General features: G+C 65.1%; 12 protein-coding genes. 9 read left to right on the top strand and 3 right to left on the bottom strand.

The genetic code is table 11. The features are described from left to right. Positions 1–10: 10 nt before the first annotated feature. On the bottom strand, positions 11–781 hold the full coding sequence (locus tag AC1DJT_RS08305) for an ABC transporter permease (RefSeq protein WP_476833887.1): 771 nt from the start codon (positions 779–781) through the stop codon (positions 11–13). 1 nt (position 782) lies between these two features. Continuing rightward, complete coding sequence (locus tag AC1DJT_RS08310; RefSeq protein ID WP_441505727.1) at positions 783–1,619, bottom strand: ABC transporter ATP-binding protein; 837 nt, start codon at positions 1,617–1,619, stop codon at positions 783–785. A gap of 174 nt (positions 1,620–1,793) precedes the next feature. Here AC1DJT_RS08310 and AC1DJT_RS08315 point away from each other — a divergent pair, with 174 nt between their 5' ends. The 9 genes from AC1DJT_RS08315 to AC1DJT_RS08355 all read left to right on the top strand — a co-directional run bounded on the left by AC1DJT_RS08315 (position 1,794) and on the right by AC1DJT_RS08355 (position 12,604). Continuing rightward, complete coding sequence (locus AC1DJT_RS08315; RefSeq protein ID WP_441505728.1) at positions 1,794–2,546, top strand: GntR family transcriptional regulator; 753 nt, start codon at positions 1,794–1,796, stop codon at positions 2,544–2,546. Between the two features lie 273 nt (positions 2,547–2,819). Beyond that, the gene (locus AC1DJT_RS08320; RefSeq protein WP_441505729.1) at positions 2,820–4,103 is read left to right on the top strand and encodes an amidohydrolase family protein; all 1,284 of its coding nucleotides are present in this window, start codon (positions 2,820–2,822) and stop codon (positions 4,101–4,103) included. A gap of 369 nt (positions 4,104–4,472) precedes the next feature. After that, the gene (locus AC1DJT_RS08325; RefSeq protein WP_441505730.1) at positions 4,473–5,570 is read left to right on the top strand and encodes a LacI family DNA-binding transcriptional regulator; all 1,098 of its coding nucleotides are present in this window, start codon (positions 4,473–4,475) and stop codon (positions 5,568–5,570) included. A gap of 67 nt (positions 5,571–5,637) precedes the next feature. Beyond that, positions 5,638–6,513 (top strand): carbohydrate ABC transporter permease, encoded by an 876-nt coding sequence (locus AC1DJT_RS08330; RefSeq protein WP_476833888.1) that lies wholly within the window; start codon positions 5,638–5,640, stop codon positions 6,511–6,513. Next, the gene (locus AC1DJT_RS08335; protein ID WP_476833889.1) at positions 6,503–7,336 is read left to right on the top strand and encodes a carbohydrate ABC transporter permease; all 834 of its coding nucleotides are present in this window, start codon (positions 6,503–6,505) and stop codon (positions 7,334–7,336) included. The genes AC1DJT_RS08330 and AC1DJT_RS08335 overlap by 11 nt, the downstream gene beginning before the upstream one ends. A gap of 23 nt (positions 7,337–7,359) precedes the next feature. Beyond that, complete coding sequence (locus tag AC1DJT_RS08340; RefSeq protein WP_441505733.1) at positions 7,360–8,655, top strand: ABC transporter substrate-binding protein; 1,296 nt, start codon at positions 7,360–7,362, stop codon at positions 8,653–8,655. 76 nt (positions 8,656–8,731) lie between these two features. Then, positions 8,732–10,171, top strand: coding sequence for an FAD-dependent oxidoreductase (locus AC1DJT_RS08345; protein ID WP_441492501.1), 1,440 nt, complete (start codon positions 8,732–8,734; stop codon positions 10,169–10,171). A 52-nt stretch (positions 10,172–10,223) separates the two neighbouring features. Further along, positions 10,224–11,879 carry an FGGY-family carbohydrate kinase gene (locus AC1DJT_RS08350; RefSeq protein WP_476833890.1) on the top strand — a complete coding sequence of 552 codons (1,656 nt, stop codon included), beginning with the start codon at positions 10,224–10,226 and terminating at the stop codon, positions 11,877–11,879. Further along, complete coding sequence (locus AC1DJT_RS08355; RefSeq protein ID WP_476769444.1) at positions 11,876–12,604, top strand: SDR family oxidoreductase; 729 nt, start codon at positions 11,876–11,878, stop codon at positions 12,602–12,604. Before AC1DJT_RS08350 ends, AC1DJT_RS08355 begins: the two co-directional genes overlap by 4 nt. A gap of 21 nt (positions 12,605–12,625) precedes the next feature. Here the strand turns inward: AC1DJT_RS08355 and AC1DJT_RS08360 are convergent, their stop codons facing one another. Continuing rightward, positions 12,626–13,687, bottom strand: a complete 1,062-nt coding sequence (locus tag AC1DJT_RS08360; RefSeq protein WP_476769445.1) for an NAD/NADP octopine/nopaline dehydrogenase family protein — start codon at positions 13,685–13,687, stop codon at positions 12,626–12,628. Between the last annotated feature and the right edge of the window lie 190 nt (positions 13,688–13,877).

Consider the following 13,877-nt stretch of genomic DNA (forward strand, 5'->3'; position numbering starts at 1 on the left):
ACGAATTGGATCAGGCGGCAGCGAAGTCGTTCTTGCGATTGGCCCAGCCGGTGACACGCATCTCGATCAGCGAGAACGCGGCGTAGAGCGCGACTCCCAGGCCGGCGAGGATGAAGAGCCCGGCAAAGACCAGCGGCACGTTGAAATTCGACGAGGCGCTCATCATCACGTTGCCGATGCCGCGATTGGAGGCGACGGTTTCCGCCAGCACGGTGCCGACGAAGGCATAGGTGATCGCGACCTTCAGCGAGGCGAAGAAGAACGGCATCGTCCGCGGCAGGCCGACATTCCACAGGATGTCGAGCTTGCTGGCGCCGAGCGCCTTCAGCACGTCCTCCATTTCCGGCTCGGTGGTGGCAAGCCCGGTCGCAATATTGACGGCGATCGGGAAGAAGCACATCGCGAGCGAGGTCAGCACGGCCGGGACTGTGCCGGAGCCGAACCAGAGCACGAAGATCGGCACGACCGCGACCTTGGGGATCGAGGAGAAGCCGATCAGTAGCGGATAGACCGTGTCATAGGCCGTGCGCGACACCCCGATCGTCGCACCAAGGAAGACCCCGAGCAGGACGCCGAGGACGAAGCCGGCCATCGTCGTCGCCAGCGTCTGCAGGATATGGGGCCAGAGAACAGGGAAGCGCGCGAGAAGCGTAGCGAAGACCTGGCTTGGCCGCGGCAGGATCAGGTCCGACACGCCCGCGAGCAGGCAGAACAGCTCCCAGGACKCGAAGAAGAGCGCGATCAGCGCCGCTGCCCAGAACTTGCGCTTGAACTCGCTCATCTCATGCACCGTCCTGGCTTGCCGGCGCCGAGCGGGCATCAACAATGAAGTCACGCAAGCGCTGGTTCAGCGCCACGAAATCCGGCTCGAAGCTCATGGCGATGGTGCGCGGGCGTGCAAACGCAACCTCGCTGTCGTCGAGGATGCGGCCGGGCCGCGCGCTCATCACGCAGATGCGGCTCGCCAGGAATCCGGCCTCGCGCAGATCATGCGTCACCAGCAGCACGGTCGGACGGTGAGCCAGCCAAAGATCCTGCAGGATCGCCCAAAGTTCCTCGCGCGTGAACTGATCGAGAGCGCCAAAGGGCTCATCGAGCAGCAGCATGCGCGGCTCATGGATCAACGCTCGGCAAAGATTGGCCCGCTGAAGCATGCCGCCTGAGAGTTGCCAGGGATATTTGCTGGCAAATCCCTGCAATCCGACTTGCGCCAGCAATGCATGCGCCTTGTCGCGGAAAGCAGCGCGTTTCTCCCGCCGATAACGCGAGCGGAAAGGCTGGACGATCTTCAAGGGCAACATGACGTTCTGTTCGATCGTCAGCCAGGGCAACATGGTCGGGTTCTGGAATGCCATCCCGATCCTGAGCGCCTTCGCCGCAACCTCGCGGCCACCCACGATGACGACGCCCGTCGTCGGCTGCACGAGCCCGCTGACGAGCTTCAGGATCGTCGACTTGCCGCAACCCGACGGGCCGACCAGCGCGAGGAACTCACCGTCCTGGATACGCAGGGTCGTCTCCGCCAAGGCGGGAACGGCGTTTGCGCCCCGCCCGAAGGTGACGCTCGTCTGCGACAGTTCGATCGCCGAGCCCGGCCGTGTCATGGTGCCCTGTGCCATGATCGCATCAGGAGCCGAGACGATAGGGAGTGTGGCTATCGCGAGGTTCATTCCCAAAAGTRCATGCAATCATGATGCCATCTTGTATTCTATCCGGCGGCTCCCGATCCGAGCAGATTGCAGAGTTTGGAACCGAGGCGCTAAGAGGGGTGGCTTCACACGCGGACACGGGACATGGCGCGCGACAAGGCCGAAGACAGCCCATCGGACAAGGTCGGAACGATCTGCCGGGCGTTGCGGCGTGCGATCATCGAGCAGGCGCTCGAGCCTGGCGCCAAACTGCCGGAGGATGCGCTCGGGGAACGCTTTGGCGTGAGCCGCACGATCGCGCGCCACGCGCTCGGCCAGCTCGCGGCCGAGGGCCTGGTGGAATTACGCCGCAACCGCATCGCCGTCGTCGCCACCCCGAGCTGGCAAGAGGCGCGCGACACCTTCGATATTCGGATCCAGCTCGAGCGCCTCGTCGTGCGCCAGCTCGCAGGCAGGTTGAGCAAGGCCCAGCTCACGGCGCTACGCGCTCATATCGATCAGGAAGACGCGGCACGCGGTGGGCCCGACGCGGTCTCGATCCGGCTCGCCACCGAATTCCACATCCTTCTCGCCACCATGACGGAAAGCGCGATCATGATCCGCTATGTCAGCGAGATCGCCTATCGCTGTTGCCTGACGCTATCGCTGTTCAGCCGCCCGCATTCCTCGGAATGCGCAATCAATGAGCATCGCCTGCTCATCGATGCGCTTGAAAGCGGCGATGCGGAGAAGGTGATGAGCTTGATGCATCACCACCTCGATTCGGTGGCGGAGCGGGCCCTCGTCGCGCAGGCCAAGCCGCGCGGCCGCGACATCATGGATATCCTGGCGCCCTATGCTGACGCGCCGGTCACGCGATCCACCGTCCGCAAGCGGCGCCTGGACGCAGCGGAATAGCGCTGCCCGCGGCGATGCCGTGCGGCTGCAGGATCGAGGCAACATTCTCGTTCCAGACATCCCGGCGACAGCGGGCCCCCGAGCCAGGGGCCTGGCTCGGGGGCCCGTGACCCCCACGGGTTCATGGCGACGCCTGACTATCTCGCCTCCTCTCGCGCCTTCCCCTCCTCGCCGCAGCCATGGCTCAACGGCGGTGCGTCGGAGAGCATCATCCCGGCACATTAAGTGCATGCATGTTTTCGATCCATTCAATGCCGATTCCGAAGCAGCATCATGCCGTCCGACACAGCTCTCGATCTCGTCTTCCGCCAGGCCGCCATTGCGGGATGCGAGCGGCCGCAGGACATCGGAGTCAGCGCCGGTCGTATCGTCGCCATGGCACCAAATCTCGTCACCGATGCACCGGCCCATGACGTCGGTGGCCGCCTTGTCGTGCCAGGTTTCGTCGACAGCCATATCCATCTCGACAAGGCCTGCTTGCTTGGCCGCTGCGGCCACTCCCATGGCGGGCTCAGCAACGCCATTGCGGCTGTGGCCGCGATGAAACGGGACTTTAGCGTGACCGATGTCTACGAGCGCGGCGCTTGCGTGCTCGACAAGGCAATCGCGAAGGGCACGACCCGCATGCGCACTCATGTCGAGGTCGATCCCCGTGCCGGGATTCGGAGCTTTCAGGCGATCAAGGCCTTGAGAACCGACTATGCCTGGGCGCTCGATCTTTCGATCTGCGTCTTCCCACAAGAGGGCTTGACCAACGACCCGGGCACGGAGGCGCTGCTGCTTGCAGCGTTACGCGATGGCGCCGACCTCCTCGGCGGCTGCCCCTATACTGATACCGACCCGGTTGCCCAGATCGACCGTCTCTTCGCACTGGCAAGGGAATTTGACGTCGACCTCGACTTCCATCTCGACTTCGACCTCGATCCGAGCTGGATGCATCTCGACGAAGTCTGCCGCCAGTCTGAGCACCATCGCTGGCAGGGTCGCGTCACAATTGGCCATGTCAGCAAACTATCGATGGTCGATCCGGAAACGCTGGCTGTGATCGGGCACCGGCTTTCCGATTCCGGAGTTGCACTGACTGTGCTCCCGGCGACAGACCTGTATTTGATGGGGCGGCAATCGGCCTACGCTCAGCCGCGCGGGCTCGCACCAGCCCATCGTCTCGCCGCGCAAGGTGTGGTCTGCTCGATCGCGACCAACAACGTTCTCAATCCCTTCACCCCTTTCGGTGACTGTTCGCTGCTCCGCATGGCGAATCTCTATGCCAATGTCGCGCAATGCGGGCCGGGCGATTTTCCGTGCTGTCTGGACCTGATCACGACGCTGCCTGCGCGGCTGATGCGGCTGCCTGACTACGGGATCGCGGTTGGGAATCCCGCGGATCTTGTCATTCTCGATGCCAAGACCCCAACCGATGCGCTGGCAGAGATTGCCGAGCCCATCACTGGCTTCAAGCGCGGACGGCTCAGTTTCGAACGCCCCCGAGCGTCGTTGAACAGATTGGCTGCAACGAACGGCGTCCTGCCAAGGCCCGTCGCTCTCTCAGGCGGTTGAGCGCTCCGTATTCCGATATCTGCCGCGCGGGGAGCGATTGGCTACCTTGGGAAGAATACCCCCGCGAGCCCTCGCAAAGAAATCCTGCGGGCCCCATCTGGCCGCCCTTCAGGATGATCTCATGGCCGGCAAGCCGCAGGTCGTCGCTATAAGCGCGGCAGAGCGGCGCGCCATGCACACAGGGTGCCAGATAGGACGGACCCCAGATGTCAAGGGATTGGATCGCTGAGCTTCGGGCTCCGTTGCACGGAGGCTTGGCCGACCCGCTCAAGCCTGGCCCCCGGCCACAGGGAGCCATGTGAAAGGCAGTTGCATCAACGCGCGCGCTCCGTTAAACGTTTTACTGTAAAACGTTTAACAGGCCATGCGGTGAGCTCGAAACGTGTCACGATCAAGGAGGTAGCGGCGCTCGCTGGCGTGTCTATCGCCACGGTGTCGAACGTCTTCAGCGGCAACAAGCCGGTCAATGCCGATCTCCAGGAGCGGGTCCAGAAGGCGGCCCGCGAGCTGTCCTACCAAGTCGACCGCGCTGCCTCTCAGCTCCGTTCGGGCCAGGCAAAGGTCGTGGGCGTACTCGTTCCGGATCTGGACGACGTGTTCTTCACCTCCCTGGTCTCGCAGCTCGAAGTGATGGCGCAGGCGGACGGATATGACATCATCGTCGCCAATTCGCGTGACGACATCGCTTTGGAACAATCGCGGCTGCGTGCCCTGCTGGCCTGGCGCCCTTCCGGCCTGATCGCGATTCCCTGCAGCGACGGCATGCCCGCAGGACTCGAGCGCGAGATCGGTCGCCTGCCGATGGTTTTCGCGGATCGCGTGCCGCCCGAAGGCTGCATCGTCGACACGGTCGCAATCGATAATCGAGAAGCCGGTGAGATCGCGGCAAGGCATCTGTTGGGCAGGGGTCATCGTGACATCGTCGTCGCCGCCTCAAGCCTCGGAATTTCACCGATCCGCGAGCGCACGCGCGGCGCCTGCGACCTGATTCGTGCGACGATCGGCCACGAGCCGACCGTCATCGAACTCGGTTCCAATGCCGAGCGCGGGGCCGGCGCCTTCCTGCATTGGCTCGAGCGACACCGGCGGCCGAGCGCAGTCATCGCCCTGACCAACGTCACGACGCTCAGCGCGCTCTCGGCGCTGGCCCGTCTGCGGGTCGATATTCCCGATCCGGTCTCCGTGGTCGGTTTCGACGACTATCCCTGGATGAGCGCGCGCAAGACCGGCCTCACCGCAATTCGGCAGCCGATCGCGGAGATCGCCGCAGCCGCCTGGCAGCGCCTGCGCGCGCGCATGGCGGGCGACGGCTCGGCGCCGCAGCGCATCGTACTGCAGACCAGCCTGCAGGTCCGCGAGTCCGTCCGCGATCTCGTGCCCGCGGCGGACGATGGTCGCGACAGCGATAGCCCCGAACCGCTTCTGAACCCGGAGACGGCGATCTCTGCGCCCAAAGCCATGCATTGACGGACAACCCCATGTCCGCGCCACCGGGCCAAGAGAGCCTGGATCGAAAGAAGTCCTGGAGGAAAGAGTGCAGCCTGAAAAAACGGCACGGATTCTGCCGCTGCTCGCGCCGGTCCATCTGCTCATCCTGAGCGTGATCGTGCTGCCGTCGCTCTATGTGATGTGGCTCAGCCTGAACACCTCGAGCTTCGGCCAGGCGCCGAGCTTCGTCGGGCTTCAGAATTATATGCGTGTCCTCGCGGACCCGGCCTTTCACAGCGCGCTGCTGAACACGGTCGTGCTCGTCGTCGTGGCCGTCCACCTCGAACTGGCCGTCGGGCTMGGCATGGCGCTGCTTTTCGCCAGTGGCCTGCCGTTTCGCCGCTTCCTTCTCGTCGCCGTGCTCGCGCCCTATGCCGTCAGCGAGGTCACCGCCGTGGTGATGTGGCGCTTCCTGTTCGATYCCGATGCCGGGCCGGTCACGCTGGCCTTGCGGGCATTGAGCCTGCCGACGCTGGATTGGTCCTTCGAACCGTCGCACGCCATGGTGCTGATCGGGCTGCTGACGGTCTGGCTGCATCTGCCCTTTACCTTCGTGATCGTCTATGCGGCACGCCTCGCCATCCCCGCCCAGCTCTACGAGGCGGCGCGGATCGACGGAGCCACGCGCTGGCAGGCCTTCCGGCGTGTGACACTGCCACTGCTCGGCCCGGCGATGCTGATCGCGCTGCTCTTCCGCTACATCTTCGCCTTCCGCCTGTTCTCGGAGGCGTGGCTGCTGACCAAGGGCGGACCGGCGCGCTCGACCGAAGTCGTGGCGATCTATCTCTATCAGGAGGCGTTCAGCTTCAACGCCTTCGGGTCGGCGGCGGCGACCGCCTGGATCATGGTCGTGGTCTCGCTGCTGCTCGCGGCCGGCTATGTTCTTCTGCTGCGACGGGGAGGCCTCTCCCATGCGCACTGAGYGTCTCCTCATCGGGGCCGGCAAGGCTCTCGCCGTCGCGGCGATCCTGTTCTGGTCGCTGTTTCCGATCCTCTTCATCGCCGTTTCGTCGCTGAAGCCGGGTCAGGACATTTTCGCGGTTCCGCCGAAATGGCTCTTCACGCCGACGCTGAAGCACTACGCCGAACTCTGGCGGTCCTGGGGTGTCTTCTTCGAAGCTCTGCTGAACAGCCTGCTGATCACGGTCGGCGCGACGCTGCTCGCGATCATCGCCAGCGCCTGTGCGRGCTATGTCTATTCCCGCCATTCCAGCCGATGGCTGGGAGCCAGCATCGTCGGACTGATCGTCGTACGCCTCATCCCGCCGATCGTGGTGACGCTGCCGCTGTTCCCGATCGTCAACGCACTTGGCCTCAGCGACACCCATCTCGTGCTGATCCTGCTCTACGCGACCTTCTTCGTGTCGCTCGGGACGGTGCTGATGCGCACCTTCATGGACCAGATCCCGCGCGAGCTCGACGAGGCTGCCTCGATCGACGGCGCCAGCCGCATGACGATCCTGCGCAAGATCATCGCGCCACTGGCGATGCCGGGCGTTCTCGCCGTCGCGGTCTTCGTGATCGTCTTCTCCTGGAACGAGTTCCTGTTCGCCTTCATCTTCACGGCGACGCGCGCCAAGACCGCGCCGCTCGTCATCTCGGAGATGATCGGCTCCATCGACGGCGTCGACTGGGGGATCCTCTTTGCCGCCTCGACGGTGCAGCTCKTGCCCGTCCTGCTCTTCGTCGTCTTCATGAACCGCTATCTCGTGGCCGGCCTCACCGCCGGTTCGACGAAGGGGTAGCCAATCAAAAAAGGGAGGAAGCCATGTCGAACAAGCCTGCAACAGACGTGACACGCCGCGGTTTCATGGCCGGCGCTGCCGGCGCCGCGGCCGCGCTCGCAACCGGGCCTGCCCTGGCCGCCGGCAAGACGCTGAACGTGCTGAGCCACAAGGTCCATCAGACCGTGCTCGGCAGCGGCGACAGTGACCTGCTGAAGGACTGGCGCAAGGCCAATGATGCCGAGATCACCTTCACCACCTTCGACTCCAACCCGCTGCAGGACCGGCTCTTCCGGGAGGCGAGCCTGAAGGAGACCGAGTACGGGGTTGGCTATCTCATCGACAACCGGCCGACCTCTCAGATCGCCGCCCTGTTCGAGCCGCTGGACGCTCTTCAGAAGCAGGACCCGATCGAGGATTTCGGCGATATCGCGCCTGGTCTCGTGCAGGGCATGACGGTCGACGGCAAGCTGATCGGCATCCCGGTGCGTCATGCGACGCAGGGCCTGTTCTACAACGAGGCCCTGCTCGATGAGGCCGGGATCTCGGCGCCGCCGACGACCCTCGAAGAGCTGATCGAGCAGGCCAAAAAGACGACCTTCACCTCCAAGGCCGGTACGCCGGTAACCGGCATGGTGCTGGCGAGCGATCTCGCCGTCTTCCCCGTGATGTTTGCCCGCGCCTATGGCGGAGACTTCATCAGTCCTGATCTCAAGTTGGTCCCGGACCGTGCCGCTCTGGAAAGCGGGCTCGCGGCTTTGCGCGGCATGTTCGAATCCGGAAGCCTGCCGCGCAGCTATGCGACGACCAAGAACGACGATCAGGTGACCTGGCTGCAACAGGGCCGTGCCGCCTTCACCGTCCTGCCTTTCGCCCGCGGCGCGCAGCTCAACAATCCCGAGCAGAGTAAGTTTGCGGGCAAGATCAAGGCGGTCGAGTTCCCGATCGCCGCCGGGCTCAAGGGCAAGATGCCGATGGCCTCCGTGGTCGAAGCCTGGGCGATGTCGATCCCGAAGAATGCCAAGGACAAGGCGCTGGCCTGGAGCTTCATCAGGGAAGTGTCGAGCAAGCGCGTGACGCTCGGCATGGCCGTCAACGGCAATGGCCCGGTGCGCGTCTCGACCTATGCCGATGAAAGCCTGAAGGCCAAAAACGCTCTCGCCGCCACAGAAGCCAGGGTGCTGGCGACGGCGCGCGGCGCCTTCCCGCCATTTCCCGAGGCGGCCCGAGCGCAGGCGACGTTCCTTGAGGAGGTCCAACTCGCCGTGCTCGGACGCAAGCCCGTCAAGGACGCAGTCGGCGCCATCATCGAGCGCGTCAAGCCGATGATGCCGGCCTGATTGAACGACAACGGCCGGCGCCTCGGCGCCGGCCCCGCACCACGATCGAACGATGCCAATGGAAGGAAATCGCCTCATGTCCACCACAGGGGTTCGCTTCATCGAGGAGCCGGCGCGCTCCATCCCCGTTTCAGCCGATTATGACGTGCTCGTCGTCGGCGGCGGGCCGTCCGGAATCACCGCTGCCCTGGCCGCAGCCGAAGACGGTCTCCGCGTCGGGCTCATCGAAAGCCGCAGTTTCGTCGGCGGCAATATGACGATCGGCCTGCCGGTGCTCGGTTTCCTCGGCCAGAAGGGCAACCAGATCATCGACGGACTGCCGCAGAAATTCATCGAACGCCTGCGCAATGAGCGGGATGGCGCGAGCGAGCATCGGCCCTGCCCGCTGCATATGGGCATCACGCTGGTCGAACCCGAAGCGGTCAAGACCGTGGCGCTCGAGATGCTGACCGAGGCCGGCGTCGATGTGCTGTTCTACACCTTCTTCGCCGGCGCGCTTGTCGAGAACGACATCATTCGCGGCGTCATCACGGAGAGCAAGACCGGCCGCATCGCCATCCTCGCCAAGGTCGTCATCGACTGCAGCGGCGATGCCGACGTCGCCTACAGCGCCGGCGTGCCCACGGAGAAGGGCAATGCCGACGGCGGCATGCAGCCGCCGACGCTGATGTTCTGCCTGGCCGGCGTCGACACCGATGCGCTTCGGATGAGCATCGCAAATGCTCCGCCGGAAGCACGCACCTACCTCACCGACTTCATTCCCGCCGAGTATTTCGGCCAGAACCGGCAGTTCATCGTCGTCGGCATGCGTGAGCTGATGGCCAAGGCCAAGGCCGAGCGCGGCCTGCAGATCCCGAACGAGCGGACCATCATCATCACCGGTCTGAAGAAGGGCGAGGTCTGGATCAACATGACCCGCGTCAAGGGCACGGATGGAACCAACGCCCGCAGCCTGACCAAGGGCGAGATCGAAGGTCGCGCCCAGATCGACGATATCGTCACCTATCTCGTCAATTACGTGCCGGGCTTCGAGAAGGCCTATTTCACCAAGACCGCGCCTTTCCTGGGCATCCGCGAGACACGCCGCATCATCGGCCAATATGTGATGACGCAGGACGACGTCCTGTCCTGTCGCCATTTCGACGATGCGATCGCGGTGGCGAGCTATCCKATCGATATTCACCGCCCGTCCGACGACGGCTGTACCCTGATCTGGTGCGGCGACTGCTACGATATTCCATACCGCTCACTGATCCCGCAGAAGATCGGCAATCTGCTGGTCGCCGGACGCAGCATCTCTGCGACACACGAGGCCATGGGCGCGATCCGCGTCATGGCAACCTGCATGGCAATGGGCGAGGCGGCCGGGCGCGCCGCCAGGATCTCGGTCCGCGGCAACCGCCCGCCGGCCGATATCGACATCGAGGACCTACGCCGCCAGCAACTCGAGCGCGGCGTCTACTTGCGCAATCCAGATGGGACGCGTGCCGGGTCGCCAAATCGCGCCGCAGCCTGACCGCTCTGCACGGGGCGGCCGATGCCGCCCCTTCCGACAGGATCGCGAGGATATGACCGAGCATTTCATTGGCATCGATGTCGGCACCGCGAGCGCCCGCGCCGGAATCTTCGACCCGAGCGGGCGCATGCTCGCGACGGCGAAGCGGGGCATCGCGCTCTATCGGGACGGGCCGGACATCGCCGAGCAATCGAGCGCTGACATTTGGAATGCGGTCTGCGCCTGCGTCCGCGAGGCCATGGCGATGGCACAGCTCGCGCCGGAGGCCATCGCGGGCATCGGCTTCGATGCGACATGCTCGCTGGTGGTGCTCGGGCAGAACGGCGTGCCGCTGCCCGTCGGTCCCCATGGCGATCCGGGCCGCAACATCATCGTCTGGATGGACCATCGTGCGCTGGATCAGGCCGAACGCATCAACCGCACGAACCATCCGGTGCTCGCCTATGTCGGCGGCACGATTTCGCCCGAGATGGAGACGCCGAAGCTGCTTTGGTTGAAGGAGAATCTGCCGGCCACCTATCATGCAGCCTGGCAGTTCCTCGACCTCGCCGACTTCCTGACCTGGCGGGCAAGCGGCTCGCTGGCGCGCTCGACCTGCACGGTGACCTGCAAATGGACCTATCTCGCGCATGAAGCGCGCTGGGACGCAGGCTATTTCCACCAGATCGGGCTCGGCGATCTCGGCGACGATGGCTTTGCCCGCATCGGCACGGAGATCGTTCCCGGAGGCACTGCCCTCGCACAGGGGCTGACCGAAGAGGCAGCTGCCGAACTCGGGCTGAAGCCAGGCACTGCCGTAGCGGCGGGCTTGATCGACGCTCATGCCGGCGGTGTCGGCTCGGTTGGTGTGCGCTCGTCGCACGGCACGGCACTAACCCGCATGGCCTATGTCTTCGGCACCTCCGCCTGTACCATGGCAAGCAGCCGCGAGCCGATCTTCATTCCCGGTGTGTGGGGCCCCTACTTCTCGGCGATGGCGCCTGATCTCTGGCTCAGCGAGGGCGGTCAATCCGGCGCCGGCGCCGCGATCGAACAATTGATCGGATTTCATCCGGCCGCGCCGGAGGCGCAGCAGCGCGCGGCGGCGGACCATTGCTCATTGCCAGACTGGCTCGCCGCGCGCGCGGCGACGAGCGCCGCCGACCTTTCGGAGGCTGCACGTCTTGCGAAGGGTCTCGTCGTCGTGCCGGATTTTCTCGGGAACCGATCGCCGCATGCCGATCCGCAGGCCCGAGCCTTGATCGCCGGCCTGGGCATGGAGCGCGATCTGGACCATCTCGTCGCGCTCTATGTCGCCGGGCTGACGGGCATCGGCTACGGCCTTCGGCAGATCATCGAGGTCAGCCGCGCCAAGGGCGCAACGATCGATGCGATCGTGCTCAGCGGCGGCGCCGGTCGCGCTCCGCTGATCCGGCAAATGCTCGCTGATTGTGCCGGATTGCCCGTGCTCGTTCCCGAGGATGTCGACCCCGTCCTTCTCGGATCCGCGATGCTTGGTGCGACGGCGGCCGGAAACTTMCAGGACCTCGCGCAAGCCATGGTCGAGATGGCACCGGGCGCCAGTGTCTTCGCACCGGTCGGCGGCGACATCGCCCAGTTACACGACAGGCGCTTTGCTGCCTTTGAAACGCTGCAGGCAGCCGCACGCGCGGCGCGCGATCTGCTGCAGGAGACGAAAGATCATGCCGTGTCGGAGGCGATGACGTGACTCAGGAACTGGCCGGAAAGGTCGCCGCGATTACCGGCGCCGCATCGGGGATCGGACTGGCCTGCGCGAAACGGCTGCTGGCGGCTGGCGCGCGCGTCGTTCTCGTCGATCGCGACAGTGAAGCATTGGGCCGTGTCACCAAGTCTCTCGGCGCCGAGGCCATACCGCTCGTCGTGGACCTGGCCGATCCGGCCTCCGTCTCCGGCATGATGTCGCAGATCCTCGAGCGGGCCGGAGAGCTCGACATCTTCCACGCCAATGCCGGAGCCTATGTCGGCGGGCCCGTCAGCGACGGAGATCCCGACGCCTGGGACCGCATGCTGCATCTCAATATCAACGCCGTATTCCGCAGCATCCATGCGGTGCTCCCACATATGATCGCGCGCAAGACGGGCGATATTCTCGTCACCAGTTCTATCGCCGGCATTGTGCCCGTGGTGTGGGAGCCGATCTACACCGCCTCCAAGCACGCGGTGCAGGCCTTCGTTCATACCCTACGGCGCCAGGTCATTCCGCACGGACTGCGCGTCGGGGCGGTCCTGCCGGGTCCGGTCGTCACCGCCCTCATCGCCGACTGGCCGCAGGAGAAGCTCGAAGCGGAGCGCGCCAGGGGCGGCCTGATCGAGGCCGAGGAGGTCGCCGAGGCCGTGCATTTCATGCTGACCCGGCCGCGAAACGTCACCATCCGGGACCTGGTGATCCTACCCCAGAGCACCGACCTTTGAGCGCCCTCTCGAGGCTCCTCGTCACCGCGTCATTGCAATGAGTGATTCTCGCGTGAGCTGGCGGGCCATCAGCGCCGGCAGGATGTCGTTTTCCGCGGCGAGATCGCGACCGTAAAGTGCCGAGAAAATCTGGAGGCCAGCCTCGTGCAAGGGGGTCGCGACCCCGCATAGGCGTCCGAGTGCGACCAGGGGCGAGAGCCCGAACGGCACGTCCTCKAGTGTATAGCGCGTGTCGATCGTGGCCGGCCCGAGCGTCGGCTCCTGGCTGGCTGCCAGCAATTTCGCGGTCTCTCCGAGGGCTGCATCGGGAAGCCCATAGGTCAGCGAATAATGCTCGCGCATGGTGCGGACCTCGACGCCGAACGCCGCCGCGATGGCGAGGCGTTCGGCGTCGATCGCTTCCAACAGCCGCCCGACGGCCATCGTCATGTGCTCGCTCTGGCCCCAGGCCTCGGCCTTCTCCATGCGCGTGAAATTGCAGAGGGCCAGCGCCATATGGCTTTGCGGATTGACGTTGCTCAGCGCCACGGCCAGCACATTCGAGATCGCGCGGAAACGGTCGCCAAACAGCGTCTTGCAGATAGTGAGGCCGCGCGCGGCGGCTTCCGTCGGCAGGGTCGAGATATCGACCTTGCCGCGCAGCGTCGCGATCTTCACGGACGTGTCGCTCGTCTGGCGCGCGCGCAGCACCGTCGTGCTCAACGCCACGACCGGGACATCGAGCCCGCGATCCGCGATCAATCGTGCCAGATAGATCGCGCCCAGCGAGGCGTGCGAGCTGATCACGACCGTCTGGCCCGAGACGAGATGCGGCGCCATGGCGTCCATCACCGCCTTATGGCCGTTCGCGGGAAGCGCGATCAGGATCGCATCCGCCCCTGCCAGCGCGGCAGCGCAATCCGTGGCGATGGTCGGCTTGAACTCCCCGGCGACGACCCCTTCGCTGCGCAGCGTCTGGCCCTGGGCGAGCGCTGCGATGCGGCGGCCGGATGGCGACCACAGCCGGGCTTCATGACCGTTCTGGATCAGCAGTGCTGCGCTTGCATAGGCGATCGCGCCTGCGCCCATGATGGCGGTTTTCATGTCCTGTCCTCGTCGGGTCGTCAGTTGAAGAAGCGGGCCGGCCGGAACTCGGCCAGTTCGGAGCGGGTGCGGCCGCGCACGACTTCGTCGGCGATGGCTTCGCCGAGGAAGGCGCCGAGCGTCACGCCGCTATGCGTGACGGCGACATAGTAGTTGTCGAGCCCCGGGACCGGCCCGACAGCCGAGAGCG

The organism is Allobosea sp. 05T422_2 (assembly GCF_056396265.1).